An 18,062-nucleotide genomic window follows, 5' to 3' on the forward strand; every position below is an offset into this window, starting at 1 on the left:
AAAGTCCAGACATCTCAGGATTCGGCCCGCCTCAGCGGGTGAGGTCCGATCCGATGCGCTCGCCGATCGCGTGCAGCAGCGCCTCGGTCCGCTCGAAGGCCGCTCTCGGGGTCTCGGCCACGTCGAGGAGGGAGTGGGCGGCGGTGATGCCCAGGGAGGCCAGATCGGGCTCCGGGAGGGCGATCTCACCCGCCACCAGGGTCACGGGGACGTGCGCCCGGCTCGCCAGGGAAGCGGCGGCGCAGGGGGCCTTGCCGCGCAGGGACTGGCCGTCGAAGCGGCCTTCGCCGACCACGCACAGGGCGGCGCCTCGCAGGAGGCCGGGCAGGTCCAGCTCGTCCAGCATGAAGGCGGAGCCCTGCTGCGGGCGGGCGGCCAGGGCGGCCAGGGCGGCGAAGCCCGTGCCTCCCGCGGCACCCGCCCCCGGGGTGGCCGTGTGGTCCTTTCCTGTGCGGGCGGTCATGAGGTCGGCGAATCTTGCGAGGCCCGCTTCGAGCCTTTCGATCTGCGCGGGACCGGCCCCCTTCTGGGGGCCGAAGACCCGGGCGGCGCCGTCCGGGCCGAGGAGGGGGTTGTCGACGTCGCTCGCCAGGACGACGTCGACGGACGGCACGCGGGGGTCGAGGCCCGACAGGTCGAGCGAGGCGGCGTCGGCCAGGTGGCCGCCGCCCGGCGGCAGCGGTGCGCCGGATGCGTCCCGGACGCTCGCGCCGAGGGCGGTCAGCAGCCCGGCCCCGCCGTCGGTGGTGGCACTGCCGCCGACGGCGAGGACGATCTGCGTGCAGCCGAGGTCGAGCGCCGCGCGGACGAGCTGGCCCGTCCCGTAGGTGGTGGCGGTGAGGGGCGCTCCCCCGGGGATCAGGGCGAGGCCCGACGCCTGGGCGAGCTCCACGACGGCCCGGGAACCGCGGACGGCGATCGCCGCCGACACGGTCATGCCCGCGACCGGACCCATGACGTCGGCGCGGACGAGGGAGTAGCCCGCGGCGGCCAGCGCCTCGACGGTCCCCTCCCCGCCGTCGGCGAGCGGACGTTCGACGACCGGGACGCCCGGACCCGCGGCCCTGATGCCCGCCGCGAGCCACGCGCACGCCTGGGCGGCCGTCGCCGAGCCCCGGAACTTGTCGAGGCACACCACCACGGACATCGCACCCTCCTCCACGGACCGGACGGCCCGCCGCGCCGGCGGCGTCCGCGCCTCCATGATCCCTGTAACGGTTCACGGCGCGCGGGGGTCTGGTCTTCCGGGCTTCGGAGGGCCAGGCTGAACCCACCGGCCCCGAGGCCGGACCGAACAGGAGTCGGGGAGACTGGACGCTGATGAGCAAGGTGAAACGACTGCCCCGGGAGCTCTACGAGCGGGAGCTGTACCGGTTGCAGGCGCAGCTGGTGGAGTTACAGGAGTGGGTGCGCACCGAGGGCGCGCGCGTGGTCGTGGTGTTCGAGGGACGCGACGCGGCCGGTAAGGGCAGCACCATCAAGCGGGTCACCGAGTACCTCAACCCGCGCGTCGCCCGCATCGTCGCGCTGCCGGCGCCGACCGACCGCGAGCGCACCCAGTGGTATTTCCAGCGCTATGTCGAGCACCTGCCCGCCGCCGGGGAGATCGTGCTGTTCGACCGCTCCTGGTACAACCGGGCCGGTGTCGAGCACGTCATGGGCTTTTGCACCAAGCACGAGTACATGCGCTTCCTCCGCCAGTGCCCGATCTTCGAGCGCCTCCTGGTCGAGGACGGCATCCTGCTGCGCAAGTACTGGTTCTCCGTGAGCGACGCCGAGCAGGAGCGCCGGTTCCAGAGCCGCCTCGACGACCCCATGCGCCGCTGGAAGCTCTCCCGGATGGACCTGGAGTCCATCACCCGCTGGGAGGAGTACTCCCAGGCGAAGGACGCGATGATGCTCCACACCGACACGCCCGAGGCGCCGTGGTACGTCGTGGAGAGCGAGGACAAGCGGCGCGCCCGCATCAACATGATCGCCCATCTGCTCTCGACGATCCCGTACCGGCCCGTCCACCGCGAGCCGCTCCGGCTGCCCGAGCGCCCGCCGTCCAAGGGGTATGAGCGGTCGCCGCGCGACATGCAGTCCTACGTCCCCGACCATTCCGCGACCTTGACCCGATGAAGCGGAGAACCACACGCTGAGACCGAGGGACCGTCGCACCGTCCGGGCGGCCACCCCCGCCCGGATCGCCTCGTTCGTCACGGCCTCGGGGTTTCGGCGGCCGACGCGCCTGTGAGGGAGACGTTCCAGTAATCGGCGTAGCGGCCGGCGTGCCGCAGTAGTTCGTCGTGGTTGCCCTGTTCCAGGATCCGGCCTCGGTCCAGGTAGATGATGCGGTCGGCGTGCCGGGTCGTCCCCAGGCGGTGCGTCACGACCACCACCGTGCGGCCCGCCATCAGGCGCTCGATGCCGTTGTGCACGGCGGCCTCGTTCAACGGGTCGAGGGCGGAGGTGACCTCGTCCAGCAGGACGATGGGGGCGTCCTTCATCAGGGCGCGGGCGATCGAGACGCGCTGGCGTTCGCCGCCCGACAGCGCTGCGCCGCCCTCGCCGACCTCGGTCGCCCATCCGGTGGGCAGCCGCTCGATCACCTCGTCCAGTCCCGCCGCGGTCGCCGCCGCGCGGACCTCGGCCGGGGTGGCGCCGGGGCGGCCCAGGCGGACGTTCTCCTCGATCGTGTCGTCGAAGAGGTAGACGTCCTGGAAGACGATCGCGATCCGGGCCATCAGGTCTTCCGTGCTCATATCGCGTACGTCCACGCCTCCTATGCGCACCGCGCCTTCGTCCACGTCGTGGAAGCGGGCGAGCAGTTGGAGCAGCGTGCTCTTGCCCGCGCCGGACGGTCCGACGATCGCGAGCCGCCGTCCCTCGGGCAACGAAAACGACAGGCCGTCGATCACCGTGCGGTCGCCGTGGCGGAAGGCGACGGAGTCGAACTCCAGGCCGTGGTGGCGCGGCCGGACGGGGTCGGCGGGTTCCGGGAGCGGCTCGGTGCGCAGGAGGGCGTCGAGCCTGGCCAGTTCGGAGCGGGTGCTGCGCAGCCGGCCGCCGATCTCGGAAAGGGAGAGCAGCGGATCGGCGCAGCGGGCGGCCAGCACCAGGGTCGCCAGGAGTTCGGCCGCGCCGATGCCGCCGCCGAGCGCGAGGTGGGCACCCAGGATCAGCAGGCCGGTGAACGCGGTCTGCACCGCGAGTGCCAGGCCCAGCGCGCCGGGCACCGCCGCGAGCACGGTACGGCGGGACGCGCGCTCGACGTCCCGCAGCGCGTCGTCGAGCAGGTCGAAGCGTTCGGCGGTCCGGCCGCCTGCGCGCAGGACCGGCTGGGCCTGGAGGTACTCGATGACGCGGCCGGTCGCCTCGCGGTCGCGTTCGCCCGGTTCGGTGTCGGACGCGGCCATCAGGCGTCCCGTCCAGATCTGGATCGCGGCCACGGCCGGGACGGCGATCAGCGCGGCGAGGCCCATCTGCCAGTTGAAGGCGAGCATCACGGCGACGATCGTCAGGGGCGTCGCGACGGCGGAGACCGACGGCGCCAGCAGGTGCGCGATCACACTGAGGGCTTGGAGGACGCCCTGGCCGGCCAGGACCGACACCTCCCCGACGCGGTCCGGCCCGTACCAGCCGATCGGCAGCCGGGCAAGGTGGTCGCCCAGCCGGTGGTACATGCCGTGCAGCAGCGAGACCGCCGAGCGGAACCCGGACAGGTCGCTGATGTAGCGGAGCACCGCGTAGACGGCGACCGCGGCGCCGAAGGCGACCAGCCAGGGGCGGGCGTCCGCGGGGCTGTCCCCGAACAGTTCCCGCAGCACGGGGACCAGCAGTGCGCAGGACAGGCCCTCGACCACGGCGGTCGCCGTCATCAGGGCCACGGTGCGGCGTACGGGACGGGCGTACTCGTGACCGAGAACGCGCAGCAGCAGGGGGATCACCGGAGCTCGTCTCCTCGGGTCGCGATCGATCGCCAGAACGCGGCGAATCTTCCGTTCCGTGCCAGCAGGTCGGCGGGGGCCCCGCGTTCGGCGATCGCTCCGTCCGCCAGCATCACGACGGTGTCGGCGTCGGCGATCGTCTCCAGGCGGTGGGCGATCACCAGGATCGTCCGGTCGCCCTTCGCCGCCGTCAGGGCCTGGCGCACCGCCTGCTCGGTGAGCGGGTCGGCGAAGGCGGTCGCCTCGTCCAGGACGAGGACGGGCGTGCCGGTGAGCAGCGCGCGGGCGATCGACAGCCGCTGCGCCTCACCGCCCGACAGGCCGGCCTCCCGGCCGAGGACCGTGTCGTAGCCGCGCGGCAGCTCGAGGATCCGCTCGTGGATGTGCGCGAGCCGCGCGGCCTTGGTGATCGCGTCGCGATCGGCGTGCGGCGCCGCCAGCGCAATGTTGTCGGCGACCGACGCGCGCAGCAGGCGGACGTCCTGGAAGACGAAGGACACCGTGCGGTAGAGGTCGCGGGTCCCGATCTCGCGCAGGTCGGCGCCGCCCAGGACGACCGAGCCGTGCGTCGGGTCGAAGAAGCGCGGCAGGAGCCGGACGAGGGTCGACTTCCCGCTTCCCGACGGCCCGACGATCGCGGTGACGGTCCCGGGCTCCAGAACCAGGTCGATTCCGCGCAGCACCTCGTGGCCGGGCTCGTAGCCGAACCGGACGTCGCGCAGTTCCACCCGGTGCCCTTGCGGCACGACGGGGTGGGCGGGTTCCGGCAGCGCGCGTACGGCGAGGACGTCCCGGATCCGGCCGACCGCGCGCCGGGCCGCCTGAATGTCGTCGAAGCCGTGCCCGAGGGCCGCCACCGGAGCGGTCAGCCCCAGCCCGAGCAGCAGGAACGGCAGGAGGTCGGTCGGGGCCAGGGACCCGTTCGTGATCAGTGCCGTGCCGCCGGTCAGCACGGCCAGCAGGACGAACGGCGGCGACAGCGCGACCTGCATGGCCGCGCCGAGCGGGGCGAGGCCGCGCACCATCCGGGAGAAGATGTCGGCGAAGCCGTCCGCCGCCGCGACGAACCTGCGGTGGGCGCGCTCTCCCCCGCCGAACGCCTTGACCACCGCGATGCCCTGGACGTACTCGATGGCCGCGTCCGAGATCCCGCCCATCGCCTCGTCGAACCGCTTCTGCTCGCGCAGCCGGGCCGGGGTCATCATCAGCGGGACGAGCGCCACCGCCAGCAGGACGGGCACCAGCGTGATGAGGGTGAGCCGCCAGTCGATGGCGAACAGGTAGGCCAGCGACACCAGCGGCACGACGAACGCGGAGACGAGTTCGCCGGGGGTGTGGGCGATGAACGGGTGCACGGCGCTCACGTCCGCCCCCACGACCTTCGTCAGCTCGCCCGTCCGGCGGTGGGAGAGCCAGCCGATCGGCGCACGCCCCAGGCGCGCGGCCAGCCGCCGGCGGAACGACAGCTGCACCCGGGCGTCGAGGAGGTGCCCGAAGAAGGACGACCCACTTGTGCAGAGCAGCCGGACGAACAGGCCGGCCGCGCCCGCGGCCACGGCGGCCCAGGCGTGACCGCGATCGATCGGGCCGGTGGCCAGGAGGGTGCGGCCCAGTTCGGCGACCGCCAGCAGCGGTGCGAGGCCCGCGACGGCACCGATCACCTGGAGGACGACGATGGCGGCGAAGCCCCCTCCGTAGGGGCGCAGCAGCTCCGCCGGGCGTGGTCCCGCGTCCGGTGCCGCGGGCCGCTCCTCTGTTTCGGCGATGTCGGTGGCGGTCATCGCCGTCCCGCCGGCGCGTGCGGGTCCGCGGCCGGGGCGGCCGGGCGCAGGACGGTGAAGGCGATGAGGGCGGCGGCGGTGAGCAGCGCGGCGCCGAGCGTCAGGCCGAGCGCGTAGCCGTCGTTGAGGGTCTCGGGCGTGGCGACGGCGCCGGTCCGGTGCTGCGCCGCGGTACCGAGGGCGGCGAGCCCGAGCGCGGCGCCGAGTTGGCGGGAGCTGTTGAGCAGGCCGGACGCGGTGCCGACCTCGGCAGGCGCGACACCGGTGGTGGCGGTCGAGACGACCGGGGCGAGGCAGAGCCCGAAGCCGGTGCCGACGACGAGCGAGGGACCGAGGATGTCGGTGAGGTAGGCGCCGTCCGGGCTGATCAGGCCGAGCCAGGCGAATCCGCCCGCGGTCAGGAGCCCGCCGAGGACCAGGAGCGTCCGGGCGGGCACGCGGTAGCCGAGCTTCACGGCGAGCACGGAGCCGGCGATCATCGCCAGGGCGAACGGCACGAACATGAGCCCTGTCCGTGCCGGCCCGGTCCCGAGGACGTGCTGCAGGTAAAGGGACACGAAGTAGAAGGACGAGGCCATCGCCGCGCCGACCAGGAGGTTGAACAGGTTCGCGCCGGTGACCGAGCGGTTGGCGAACAGCCCGAGCCGGACCAGCGGTTCGCGGTGGGTCGTCCGCTCGACCTGGACGAACGCGGCCAGCAGCGCGGCGGCGACCGTCAGGGTCGTCAGGGTGGCGGGTGACGTCCACGCGTACTCGTCGGTGCGGACGACGCCGAACACCAGCAGGGTCATGCCCGCCGTGGCGAGGACGGCGCCGAGCACGTCCGGGCGGCCGGTGCGGGCGGCGGGCGGGCCGTCGGCGACGCCGCGCCAGGCCAGCGCCAGGGCGATCGCGGCCATCGGGACGTTCACGAACATCACCCACCGCCAGCTCGCGTACTCGGTGAGCAGGCCGCCGATCAGGACGCCCAGGGCCCCTCCGGCGGCGTTCGTCGCGCTCCAGACCCCGTAGGCGCGGACGCGGGCCTTACCCGCGGGGAACGTGGCGGCCAGCAGCGCGAGCGCCGCCGGGGCCAGCACGGCGGCCCCGACGCCCTGGGCGGCGCGGGCCGCGACGAGATGTCCCGGTTCCTGGGCGAACCCGCCAGCGAGCGAGGCGAGGCCGAAGAGGCTTAGCCCGAGCAGCAGGAGCCGTTTGCGGCCGTACCGGTCGGCGGCCTTGCCGCCCAGCAGGAGCAGCCCCCCGAAGGCGAGCGCGTAGGCGTGGATCACCCAGGTCAGGCCCGCCGCACCGAAGCCGAGGCCGGCGCCGATCCGCGGGAGCCCGACGTTCACGACCGACAGGTCGAGCGACACCATGAACTGCACGACGGCCACCGTGGTGAGCGCCGTCCCGGGCCGGACGGCCGAGCGCGCCCGGGTCCGCTCCCCGGCCGTCAGCACGGCTCGGCCCGCCCCGCCGCGCTCGTGACCGCCGTCTGCTCCGGTCGCCCTGGTGGCCGGCGGCGCATGGGCCTCGCCCGGTGCAGTCCGTCCGTGTTTCGAAGCGTGTGCATGGCCGAGATCATGCGGTTCGCGACGTGCCGTGGTCATCGTGCGGGGGAAGACTCCTCCAGGCGCCACCAGGGATGTACGGTCGGCGCCTCTACTGCGGGGGGAGTAGTCCGGCATTCCGCCGCGCGGGGGAGGAGGTACGACGGGAAACGCCCTAATCTGCATGAATGAGCTACGTGGACCGGTGGCGGCCCCTCGTCCAGGACGGCCTCCTCGCCGTGGTGATGGCCGTTCTGGTGACGGCCATCGTGGCGGCCACGCCGGGCGCGAACGCGCTGGACGTCGCGGGCGCGCTCGCCGGATCGCTGGCTCTCGTCGCCTGGCGGCGGGCGCCTCTGGCGGCGCTGCTCGTCGCCACGGTCTGCATGCTCGGGGTCGGCGTGCACGCCCGGCCTGGCCCGGTGGTCGCCTATCCCGTGATGGTGGCGGTGTTCACCGCGGTCAGGGCCGGCCACCGGCTGGTCGGCGTGCTGGCGAGCGCCGTCTTCCTGGGCGCCGATCTGGCCGTGAACCTGCCCCGACTGGACGGGTCCGTGCGGGACCTCCAGAGCAGCACGCTGCTGGCCGGCTGGTTCGTCGCGGCCGGCGTGGCGGCGACGGTGACCCGGCACCGGCAGGCGTACCTGGAGGAGGCCGAGCAGCGGGCCGCCGAGGCCGAGCGCACCCGCGAGCAGGCGGCGCTGCGCCGCGCCGGCGAGGAGCGGCTGCGCATCGCCAGGGAACTGCACGACTCGCTCACCCACAGCATCTCGGTCATCAAGGTCCAAGCCGGGGTCGCCGTCCACCTGGCGCGCAGCCGTGGCGAGGACGTGCCGTCCGCGCTGCTGGCGATCCAGGAGGCGGGCGGCGACGCCATGCGCGAGCTGCGCGCCACCCTGGAGGTGCTGCGCGACCCCGGCGAGGCCCCGGCCAGCGGCCTCGACCGGCTCGGCGACCTGGTGGAGCGGGCCCGCTCGACCGGGCTGCCGGTCACGGTGACGGTCTCCGGCGCGCGGCGGGAGCTGCCCGCCGACGTGGACCGGGCGGCGTACCGGATCGTCCAGGAAGCGCTCACCAACACCTCCAGGCACGCCGGCGCGGCGACGGCGGAGGTGCGGATCGACCATGCGAACGGGGCACTGGTCGTCCAGGTCGACGACGACGGCAAGGCCGACCCAGACATGGCGCCCGTGCCCGGAACGGGTCTGCTCGGCATGCGCGAGCGGGTCGCGGCGCTCGGCGGCCGGCTGCGGGCCGAACCCCGTCCCGAGGGCGGCTTCACCGTGCGCGCCGAGCTTCCGCTGGCGGAGCCGTCGTGATCCGCGTGCTGCTCGTGGACGACCAGGCGCTGATCCGCGCCGGGTTCCGCGCCCTGCTGGAGAACGAGGACGACATCGAGGTGGTGGCCGAGGCGGCGAACGGCGAGCAGGGCGTCGCGCTCGCCGTCGAGCACCGCCCGGACGTCGCCCTCATCGACGTCCAGATGCCCGTGCTGGACGGCATCGAGGCGACCCGGCGGATCGTCGCGGACGCCCGGCTGAGCGACGTCCACGTCGTGATCCTCACCAACTTCGGCCTGGACGAGTACGTGTTCGACGCGCTGCGGGCCGGCGCCTGCGGATTCATGGTCAAGGACACCGAGCCCGCCGACCTGCTGCAGGGCGTCCGGGTCGCGGCCCGCGGCGACGCGCTGCTGTCCCCCGCGATCACGCGCCGGCTGATCGCCGAGTACGTCTCCCGCGGCCCCGAGCCCGCCGCCGACGCGCTGGACGTGCTGACCAACCGCGAGCGCGAGGTCACCGCGCTGGTGGCCCGCGGCCTGTCCAACGACGAGATCGCCGCCCGGATGGTGATCAGCCCGACCACCGCGAAGACGCACGTCAGCCGGGCCATGACCAAGCTGCGTGCCAGGGACCGCGCGCAGCTCGTGGTCCTCGCCTACGAGTCGGGCCTCGTCACCCCCCGCCACGCCTGATCACCCGCGGCGCCCGCGCGACCGTCAGGCGGCCTCGGTGTTCTCCAGGACGACGGCCAGGCCCTGGCCGACACCGATGCAGATCGCGGCGACGCCCCAGCGCTCGCGGCGCTCGCGGAGCACCTTCGCGAGGGTGCCGAGGACGCGGGCGCCGCTGGCTCCCAGCGGGTGCCCGATCGCGATCGCGCCGCCCCGGGTGTTGACGATCTCAGGGTCGATCCGCCAGGCGTCGACGCACACCACCGACTGGACGGCGAACGCCTCGTTGAGCTCCACCGCGCCGACGTCGTCCCAGCCGATCCGGGCCCGCGCGAGGGCGCGGCCGGCCGCCTCGACCGGGGCGTAGCCGAACTCGTGCGGGTCGAGCGCGAACGCGCCGCGTCCGGCGATCCGCGCCAGGGGGTCGTGGCCGATCCGGTCGGCGGCGGCGGCCGAACCGAGCAGGAGGGCGGCGGCGCCGTCGCTCAGCGGCGAGGCGTTCCCGGCGGTGATGGTGCCGTCCTCGCGGAAGCTCGGCTTGAGACCGGCCAGCTTCTCCGGAGACGCGTCCGCGCGGATGCCCTCGTCGCGCGCCAGTCCCCCGGTGGGAACGACCAGATCGTCGTAGAAGCCCTCGTCCCATGCGGCGGCGGCCAGCCGGTGGGAGCGCAGCGCGAACGCGTCCTGCCGCTCGCGGCTCACGCCGTGCTTCTCCCCGAGCCGCTCGTTGGCCTCGCCGAGCGACACCGTCCACTCGCGCGGCATGCGCGGGTTCACCAGCCGCCAGCCGAGCGTGGTCGACACCGCGGCGAGGTCGCCGGGCGGGAACCCCTTGGCCGGTTTCGGCAGCACCCACGGCGCCCGCGTCATCGACTCGACGCCGCCGGCCACGACCACGTCGGCGTCACCGGTCTCGATCGTCCGGGAGCCGATCATCGCCGCGTCCAGGCTGGAGCCGCACAGCCGGTTCACGGTCACGCCCGGCACGCTCGTGGGCAGCCCGGCGAGCAGCGCCGCCATCCGGCCGACGTTGCGGTTCTCCTCCCCCGCCCCGTTCGCGTTGCCCCAGACGACGTCGCCGATCACGGACGGGTCCAGCCGGGGCGCCCGTTCCAGCAGCGCGCCGATCACGCCCGCCGCCAGGTCGTCCGGGCGGACGCCCGCCAGGGCGCCGTTGAACCGTCCGAAGGGGGTGCGTACGGCGGAGTACAGGTAGCTCATGGACGGAGGCTATCCGCGGTGCCTCATCCCGTCGCGGCCGTCGTCCCGAGTCGGTGACCGTGCACACCGCCCCCCGGATCGATCAGGGCGTGAGGGCCATCGCGGACAGCACCCTGCCGGCGAGCTCCGCGTCGCCCGCGACCCGCACGTCCGCCGCGTCCGGGCCGCACCGCCCGGCCGCGAGCCGCACGAAGGTCTCCCAGTCCATGTCGAGCCGGGCGGTCGGAGCGTCCGGCTCGCCCCACGCGCCGCGCCCCTCGGCGTCGACCACCACGGCCTTCCGGTGCTCGACCGGGCCGGAGATCCGGAACAGCACCGACTGCCCCGGCGCGGCCTTCGCCCGGCGCGCGACCACCAGCGGCAGCCCGGCCCCGAGCAGGTCCCAGAAGCAGGACGCGGCGGGCGCGTCCAGATTGCCGGGGCGGCCGACCGCGCGCCGCACGTCCTGCTCATGCGTCCAGCAGTCCATCGCGCGGAACTTGACGAACAGGGCGTAGGTGCCCTCCTTGCCGTTCGGCAGCACGGTCGGCTCGTCCGGGTCGATGCCCGGCAGCTGGGCGAGCCTGCGCTCCAGGACGTCCGCCAGCTCGGCGGCCACCTCCGGGCCCGGCACCGGGCGCCGCACGTGCACGCCCGCCTCCAGGAACCGCGCGAAGTCGTTGCGGACGTGCTCGAACTCCGGCACCTCCGCCTCCGGCTGAGGATCGCCCAGCAGGGCCGCCTCCACCGACACCAGGTGCGAGAGCTGGTCCTTCACCGTCCAGCCCGGACAGTCGGTGGGACGCTCCCAGTCCTCGTCGCCGAACGTCGCCGCCAGCGCGAGCGTCGACCGGACCGTCTGCTCGAACGCCTCGGCGCTCGCCCGCATCTCGCCGCTCATCCGATCATCCTTCTGTGGGGGGAGCCCCAGCGTACCGATCACGATGCGGGCTGCTCAGGGGGTGCAGGCGGCGGTGAGGGCGTCCACCAGAGTGGCGTGGAGCAGGGGGACCTTGTAGGCGGTCCGGGGCAGGGGCGTGCAGCGGGCCGTCGCGCGGTCGGCGGCGGCGGCGAAGGCATCGGGGGTGGCGGGACCGCCGTGGAGTGCCTCGGCGACCTCGGGGAGGAGGAGCGGCGTGCGGGCTATGCCGCCCGCGGCGACGGCGGCCGTGGTGATGGTGTCGCCGTCCAGGGTGAGGCGGACGGTGGCCTCCACCAGGGGCCATTCGGCGCGTTCGCGGGCGGTGGCGCGGCGGTAGGCGGTCCGTTCGCCGGACACCGGCGGGGGAAGGTGGACGGCCCGGAGGATCTCCGCGGAGTCCAGGACGTGGTCACGGGTGGGGTCGTCGCCGTACAGGTCGGCGATCTCCAGCGGGGCGCGGCCGTGGACGTCGGCGGTGGCGGCGTAGGCGAGAAGGGCCAGGGCCAGGGTGGACGGGTGCGGCGCGACGCAGGGGCCCTGGTCGACGACGGCGGAGTAGAGGTGGGCGCCGTCGCGGGCGGGGCAGGTGTCGCCGCCGTTCTGGTGACAGGCGAAGCCGGGCGTGCGCAGGTACCAGCAGCGGTTGCGCTGAAGGAGGTTGCCGCCGACGGTGGCGACGTTGCGGATCTGCGGGGTGGCGATGGCGGCGGCCGTGGCCGCGAGGGCCGGGTAGGACGCGGTGAGGCGCGCGTCCGCGAGCAGGTCGGTGATCGTGGTGAGGGCGCCGACGCGGACCGAGCCGTCCGGTCGCCAGGTGATGCCGTGCAGGTCGGCGCCGGCGGGCAGGTCCACCAGGGGACGGGCCGGGCGCGTCATGACGTCGGTTCCGCCCGCGCGCAGTTCGCCGCCGGTGGCGCGGACGGCCTCGGCGGCGGCTTCCAGGGCGGCTTCGATGGCGGTCATTCGGCGATCCCTTCCAGCAGCCGGTCGGGCCGGATGGGCAGGTCGTGGAAGCGGTGGCCGGTGGCGTGCCGGACGGCGTTGCCGATCGAGGCGGCGACGGCCATGGTGGAGATCTCACCGATGCCGACGCCGCGTCCGGGCACGTGGTCCCAGCCCTCGGTGTGGAAGTGCACGTCGATCTCCGGGGTGTCCGCGATGCCGGGGATGCGGTAGTCCTCCAGGTTCGCGGTGAGGACGGTGGCGGTCGCCGGGTCCTCCTGGCGCTGCTCGAACAGGGCGTAGCCGATGCCCTGGATGACGCCGCCCTCGCACTGGCTGCGGGCCAGCCGGGGCGAGTAGATGTGACCGGCGGCGATGCCGCACCAGACGCGGGTCGGCCTGACGCGGCCGAGGAGGGTGTCCACCTCGACCTCCGTGACGACGACGGCGCCCGAGAAGCCCCGTCCGATGGCGAAATGGTCGAGGGCGAACGGGGTGACGTAGCCGCGGCGGTCGCGGGGCCGACGGCCGACGACCTCGAGACCTTCGGCCTCGGCGAGGGAGTGGCCGCGCAGGGCCTTGCGCAGGCGGCGCGCCGCGTCCTGGGCGGCCGGGGCGATGGACGCGGTGGAGCAGCTGCTCGCGGCGGACGGCCCGTAGGCGTGCTCGCTGCGGCCGAGTTCGACGCGGACCTGTCCGGGCGCCAGGTCGAGCGCCGACCGGACCACGCCGGCGATCACGGAGCGGCTGCCGGTGCCGATGTCCGAGGCGGCGATGCGGGCGACGACGGTGCCCTGCTCGACCGTGAGCGACACCTTGGTGCCGGGGTCGAGGAAGTACATGTAGTTGGCCGCCGCGACGCCCACACCGCGTCGGACGCGTCCGACGCCCGGGTCCGTCCGGTCGCGCCACAGGGGCAGTTCGGACACCCGGTCGTACAGGGCGCGGCGCTTGGGGTTGCCGTCCCAGCGGCGGCGCAGGGCGATGGGGTCCTCGCCGCGGCGCAGCGCCGTCTCGTCCACGGCCTGCTCCAGCGCCCACAGCATCGGCGGCAGGCCGGGGCCGCGGAACGGGATTCCGGGGGCGCGGTTGGTGATGTGGTCGTAGTCGCGGATCCGGCGGGGCGCGTTGCCGTAGAAGAACCGCGAATGCCAGGCGGCGTTGGAGCCGATGGAGACGCCGGAGTCACCGTGGGCGTCCATGGTGAAGGCGGCCAGCCCACCGTCCTCGCCGGTGAGCACGGCGAGGTCGATGCGGGTGCCGGGGCGGGTGCCGCCGTCCACGATCTCCTCGGCCCGGCTGAGGACGACCCGGACCGGCGCCTCGTGCAGGCGGGCCAGCTCGACCGCGGCGACGACATCGGTGGTGACGTTCACCTTCGAGCCGAAACCGCCGCCGACGTGCTCGGCCACGATGTGGACCTGGCCCGGCCCGAGACCCCAGCGTTCCGCGGCCTGTTCCGCGACACGGGTCATCGCCTGGGTGGACAGGTGCAGACGCAGTTCACCGCCGTTCCAGCGGGCGACGCAGGAATGGGGCTCCATGCAGGTGTGGGCCTGCACTCCCGTCGTATAGGTGGCCTCGACGAGATTCCGGTCGCCGTTCTTCCGCGCCCTTTCGATCCGTTTCGCGGCGGTCCGGGCGCGCCAGCTCATCGCGGCGGGGCCCCGGACGTTGCCGTTCCATTCGGCCTTCGCGAGCGGTCCCTCGTTGGCGCGGGGCGCCGTCTCGCGGATCTCCTTGGTGGGGAAGACGACGGTCTCGTCGTCCGACGACAGCACCGTGGGCAGCACCGCGTACTCGACCTCGACCCGCGCCGCCAGCGCGAGCGCCTCGGCCCGGGTGGGCGCCGCGACCGCCGCCACCGGCTGGCCCGCGTACCGGACGACGCGGTCCGGCGGCAGCAGCTCCGCCAGGGGGCCGTCGCACCGGATCTCCCCGACCTTCGCGTGCGGGTGCGGCGACCGCACGATCACGCCTTCGAGCATGCCGTCCAGGACGACGTCCGTGGTGTACCGGGCCGCCCCGGTGATCTTGCTGACGGCCTCCACGCGCGCGGGTGCCGCCGCCTCGGGGTCGTCGTGCTCCCCCGCGCACGCCGCCGCCACCGCCGCGTAGATCCCCGCGTACGCCCCGCAGCGGCACAGGTGGCCCGACAGCGCTTCCGCGATCTCCTCCCGGGACGGCGCGGCCGTGCCGTGCTCGGCCCGCCACCGGTCCGTGAACGCCGCCGCCTCCACCACGAAGCCCGGCGTGCAGTAGCCGCACTGCAGCGCGTCGTGCGCGGCGAAGGCCCGCTGCACCGGATGGTCGCCGCCGAGCCCCTCGACGGTCGTGACCTCGCGTCCCGCCAGGCTCCCGGCGGGCAGCAGGCAGCCCGCCGCCGTCCGCCCGTCCACCTGGACGGTGCAGGCCCCGCACACGCCGGTGCCGCACGCGACCTTCGTCCCGGTCAGGCCCATGCGCTCCCGCAGCAGTTCCGCCGCGGTGTCCGTCGTTTCGACATCGACGTCGACGACCTTGCCGTTGACGCTGAATTCCATACGCGCTCCATGCGCCCGGCCGATGATCGCCCCATCGTGGCACAGGAATCCGTACAAATCATCGCATTGGCATGATCTTGCCGACTACCATCATTTCCCTGATCCCCGCCAGATGAGGACGCCGATGTCGCATCAGCCCGAAGTGCCCCAGGGCATCGATCCGGACACCCCGAACGTCGCGCGCATGTACGACTACGTGCTCGGCGGAAAGGACAATTTCGCCGCCGACCGGGAGCTCGCCCAGCACCTCATCGCGTCCATCCCGGACGGCGTCGAGGCCCTGCGCGCCAACCGCCGCTTCCTCGGCCGCGCCGTCTCCCACGTCGCCGAACAGGGCATCGACCAGTTCATCGACCTCGGCGCCGGGCTCCCCAACCAGGGCAACGTCCACGAGATCGCCCAGCGCCACCACCCGGACGCGCGCGTCGTCTACGTCGACATCGACCCCGTGGTCATCGTGCACGCCCGCGCCCTGCTGGCCTCCGACCAGCGGACCGCCGCCGTCCAGGCCGACATGCGCGACCCCGGGACCGTGCTCGCCTCCGACGCCGTCGCCCGCCTCATCGACTTCGACCGTCCGGTCGGCGTCATCTTCAACGCCATGCTGCACTTCATCACCGACGCCGAGGACCCCGCCGGCATCGTCGCCGCCTTCACCGACCGGATGGCTCCCGGCAGCCACCTCGTCCTGTCCCACAGCACCCTGGACGACCGGCCCGCCGACCAGGTCCAGATCATCGAGGCCGCCTACCGCAACGCCTCGGCGCCCATGGTCTTCCGCGACCACGACCGCGTCCTGCGCCTCTTCAACGGGCTCGAGCTCGTCGATCCCGGCCTGGTCAAGGTCAACCGGTGGCATCCGGACGCCGAGGAGGCCGCCGCGAGCGGCGGCGCCTGGGTCTACGGCGGAGTCGCCGTCAAATAGGCCGCCCCGCACCGGACGCGTCGCCCCGGACGGCCCGGCTCAGTCGTAGGACGCGATGCCGCGGGCATGCGTGCCGAGCACGTGCGCCAGCAGCGCCGACGGCCGGGTGCCGTCGCCGCCGTCCGGGAGCACCTCCGGGGTGAGCGTCCACTCGATGCCCACCCACCCGTCGCCGACCGAGCCCTCGCCGGACGGCAGGCTGTTGCAGGACTGCCGGACGCGCACCGCGAGCACGGACTCGGGAGCCCGGGTGTCCGTCTCGACCAGCAGCACCGGGACGCCGACGCGCGGCCCGTCCTCCACCAGGCGCAGCAACTGGTGCGCCTGCTCGCCCTCCAGCGCGGCGCCCGCGTCCATGATCACCACGAGCCGCACCGGGGGGCCGCCGCCGGGCACCGCCGCGTCGTCCCCGCCGCCGATCCGGCGCAGGTCGACCAGGTCGAGCAGCCGCCGCAGCCGCTCCGCCGCGGCCGGCCCGGTGGCCACGCCGCCGCCCAGCAGCCCGCCCGACGGATCGAGCGCGTTCAGCCGGCCGGCGCCCGACAGGCCCGCCGCGTCGATCACGTCCAGCCCGGCGAGGCCCGGCGGGACCGCCGCCATGAACCGGGTCACCAGCGACCAGGCGTAGGCGGCCGCGTCGCCGGGCAGCGGGCCGCGCGAGATCCACATCCCGCCCCGCCACGGCATCCGCAGGACGAGCGGCACCCGCAGATCGGGCATCTCCGCCGTGGACAGCCAACCCAGCAATACGCCCTCGGCCACGTCCGTGCGCGGCCGCCACGTCAGCCAGGCCGGCGCGTCGAACGGCGCCGCCTCCACCCCGACGTGCGGCTCCACCCGGGCCAGCTCCTCGCGCAGCTGCGCGGCGTCCGCCCTCAGCCGCTGGTCGGCCGCCGCCATCAGCTGGTCGAACCGGCCGCGCGGCGCCCGGCCGCCGACCTCGTCGTTGCGGACGTTGAGGGCGTGCTCGGTGGACGACCGGAACGCGGCCAGCGACCGGCTCGCGTCCTCCCAGACCAGCCAGCACCGTTCGAGGTAGCCGACCTCCGATGAGGACGGCGGCGGCGCGCCCCGCGCAGCCGCCTGGCCCGCACCCGGACCGGGCGGCGGCGGCGGGGCGGCCTCCTCCCCGGGGTCGTCCACGTCGACGCCGTGGGCCTCCAGCAGTTCGGCGAGCCCGCCCGCGTACCCCTGCCCGACGGCGCGCACCTTCCACGATCCGGCCCGCCGGTAGACCTCCAGCCCGATGATCGCCCGCTCCTCGCCCAGCCCCGCCGCAGTGAACGACGCCACCGGATCACTCCCGGCGCTGAGCCGGATCCGCGGCGGCGGGACCGTCCCGAACCCGGCGCTCCCGGTCAGGCTGACCGCGATGAGCACCGCCTGGACGTCCGGCGGGACGGCGTCCACATCGAGGTCGACGCGCTGGCCGCCGCCGTCGCTCCAGCGCACGCCGGGCGCCTCCGGGGCGTTGAAGAACACCAGGTCGGCGTCGGAGCGCACGCGGAGGTCGGCGCCCACCAGCAGGGCGCTGACGTCCACGGGCGCCGCGCACGCCACGGTGGCGGTCACCCGCCGGGCGGGCAGCGCGGCGTTGGCGCCGGGCGAGAGCTCGGGCATCGCCGTCAGGCCAGGCCGGCGATCGTCGGGAGCATGTCCTCGAACGTCCGGCCGTGGCACGGCTCGCCGATCGCGTTCATCTTCCAGACCTCGCCGTGCCGGTAGAGCCGCGCCATCACCATGGCGGTGTGGCCGCCCCCGCCGGTCAGCGTGTACCGGGCCAGCTCACCGCCGCCCATCTCGTCGACCAGCCGGCAGAAGGCGTTGTCGACCTCGTCGAACGTCTGCCCGTTGAACGAGCTGACGGTGAACACCAGCGAGCTGATGTGGACGGGCAGCCGCCCCAGGTCGACGATCACCGACTCGTCGTCGCCGTCGCCCGCGCCGGTCAGGTTGTCCCCGGTGTGCCGGACCGACCCGTCGTCGCTCACCAGCTTGCCGAAGTACACCACGTCGGCGAGGCGCCCGTCGGCGAAGAGCACGCAGGACGCGTCGAGGTCGATGTCGCGCTCGCGGGAGCCGAAGAAGCCCTTCTTCTTCACCGCGTCCCAGCCCAGCCCCATCCGGACCATGCGCAGCGCGCCGCCGGGCTTCTCCAGCGAGATCCGCTGGCCCTTCACCATCGAGACGGTCACAGCCGTCGCCTCCTCGTGTCCCCTGGGCCGCGCTCCCCGAGAGCGCCGGCCGAAAGCATCCTTATCACCAGAAGGCGAACAAGGTGCAGGGAAAGCCTGGCAGCCCGCCCACCTCCTTGTCACCCCGCATCCGCCG

Annotated in this window: 14 protein-coding genes; 4 read left to right on the plus strand and 10 right to left on the minus strand. The window is 74.2% G+C overall.

Annotation, left to right across the window (positions count from 1 at the left end):
- Nucleotides 1–31: 31 nt before the first annotated feature.
- Nucleotides 32–1,147, minus strand: a complete 1,116-nt coding sequence (locus IE99_RS0117120; RefSeq protein ID WP_030171261.1) for a glycerate kinase — start codon at nt 1,145–1,147, stop codon at nt 32–34.
- Nucleotides 1,148–1,320: 173 nt separating this feature from the next.
- On the opposite strand from IE99_RS0117120, the gene ppk2 reads away from it, so the two are divergent.
- Complete coding sequence (gene ppk2, locus IE99_RS0117125; protein WP_030171265.1) at nt 1,321–2,124, plus strand: polyphosphate kinase 2; 804 nt, start codon at nt 1,321–1,323, stop codon at nt 2,122–2,124.
- A 77-nt stretch (nt 2,125–2,201) separates the two neighbouring features.
- Here ppk2 and IE99_RS0117130 read toward each other — a convergent pair whose 3' ends face one another.
- Genes IE99_RS0117130 through IE99_RS0117140 form a run of 3 tightly spaced genes read right to left on the minus strand, consistent with a single transcriptional unit; the run spans nt 2,202 to nt 7,155 of the window.
- Nucleotides 2,202–3,932 carry an ABC transporter ATP-binding protein gene (locus IE99_RS0117130; protein ID WP_030171268.1) on the minus strand — a complete coding sequence of 577 codons (1,731 nt, stop codon included), beginning with the start codon at nt 3,930–3,932 and terminating at the stop codon, nt 2,202–2,204.
- On the minus strand, nt 3,929–5,713 hold the full coding sequence (locus IE99_RS0117135) for an ABC transporter ATP-binding protein (protein WP_030171270.1): 1,785 nt from the start codon (nt 5,711–5,713) through the stop codon (nt 3,929–3,931). Before IE99_RS0117135 ends, IE99_RS0117130 begins: the two co-directional genes overlap by 4 nt.
- Nucleotides 5,710–7,155: an MFS transporter gene (locus IE99_RS0117140; RefSeq protein WP_051712598.1), complete on the minus strand. Its 1,446-nt coding sequence runs from the start codon at nt 7,153–7,155 to the stop codon at nt 5,710–5,712. The genes IE99_RS0117135 and IE99_RS0117140 overlap by 4 nt, the downstream gene beginning before the upstream one ends.
- A gap of 278 nt (nt 7,156–7,433) precedes the next feature.
- Between IE99_RS0117140 and IE99_RS0117145 the strand changes: the two genes are divergently transcribed.
- Together IE99_RS0117145 and IE99_RS0117150 are read left to right on the plus strand one after the other, a co-directional pair.
- Nucleotides 7,434–8,564 carry a sensor histidine kinase gene (locus IE99_RS0117145; RefSeq protein WP_030171275.1) on the plus strand — a complete coding sequence of 377 codons (1,131 nt, stop codon included), beginning with the start codon at nt 7,434–7,436 and terminating at the stop codon, nt 8,562–8,564.
- On the plus strand, nt 8,561–9,220 hold the full coding sequence (locus IE99_RS0117150; RefSeq protein ID WP_030171276.1) for a response regulator: 660 nt from the start codon (nt 8,561–8,563) through the stop codon (nt 9,218–9,220). The genes IE99_RS0117145 and IE99_RS0117150 overlap by 4 nt, the downstream gene beginning before the upstream one ends.
- A 24-nt stretch (nt 9,221–9,244) precedes the next feature.
- On the opposite strand, the gene IE99_RS0117155 is transcribed toward IE99_RS0117150, so the two are convergent.
- From IE99_RS0117155 to IE99_RS0117170, 4 genes are all read right to left on the minus strand, one after another.
- Nucleotides 9,245–10,420: a thiolase family protein gene (locus IE99_RS0117155; RefSeq protein ID WP_030171278.1), complete on the minus strand. Its 1,176-nt coding sequence runs from the start codon at nt 10,418–10,420 to the stop codon at nt 9,245–9,247.
- A gap of 82 nt (nt 10,421–10,502) precedes the next feature.
- Nucleotides 10,503–11,300, minus strand: coding sequence for a maleylpyruvate isomerase family mycothiol-dependent enzyme (locus tag IE99_RS0117160; protein ID WP_030171280.1), 798 nt, complete (start codon nt 11,298–11,300; stop codon nt 10,503–10,505).
- 54 nt (nt 11,301–11,354) lie between these two features.
- Nucleotides 11,355–12,284, minus strand: a complete 930-nt coding sequence (locus IE99_RS0117165; protein WP_030171287.1) for an FAD binding domain-containing protein — start codon at nt 12,282–12,284, stop codon at nt 11,355–11,357.
- The gene (locus tag IE99_RS0117170) at nt 12,281–14,806 is read right to left on the minus strand and encodes a molybdopterin-dependent oxidoreductase (protein ID WP_030171306.1); all 2,526 of its coding nucleotides are present in this window, start codon (nt 14,804–14,806) and stop codon (nt 12,281–12,283) included. The genes IE99_RS0117165 and IE99_RS0117170 overlap by 4 nt, the downstream gene beginning before the upstream one ends.
- Nucleotides 14,807–14,930: 124 nt before the next feature.
- Here IE99_RS0117170 and IE99_RS0117175 point away from each other — a divergent pair, with 124 nt between their 5' ends.
- Nucleotides 14,931–15,731 (plus strand): SAM-dependent methyltransferase, encoded by an 801-nt coding sequence (locus tag IE99_RS0117175; RefSeq protein ID WP_030171312.1) that lies wholly within the window; start codon nt 14,931–14,933, stop codon nt 15,729–15,731.
- Nucleotides 15,732–15,770: 39 nt separating this feature from the next.
- Here IE99_RS0117175 and IE99_RS0117180 read toward each other — a convergent pair whose 3' ends face one another.
- Both IE99_RS0117180 and IE99_RS0117185 read right to left on the minus strand, forming a co-directional pair.
- Nucleotides 15,771–17,351: a TerD family protein gene (locus tag IE99_RS0117180; protein WP_030171316.1), complete on the minus strand. Its 1,581-nt coding sequence runs from the start codon at nt 17,349–17,351 to the stop codon at nt 15,771–15,773.
- A 5-nt stretch (nt 17,352–17,356) separates the two neighbouring features.
- The gene (locus tag IE99_RS0117185) at nt 17,357–17,926 is read right to left on the minus strand and encodes a TerD family protein (RefSeq protein WP_030171318.1); all 570 of its coding nucleotides are present in this window, start codon (nt 17,924–17,926) and stop codon (nt 17,357–17,359) included.
- Nucleotides 17,927–18,062 lie beyond the last annotated feature (136 nt).

Origin of the sequence: Spirillospora albida, from assembly GCF_000718255.1 — a bacterium.
Lineage (GTDB): Bacteria > Actinomycetota > Actinomycetes > Streptosporangiales > Streptosporangiaceae > Spirillospora > Spirillospora albida.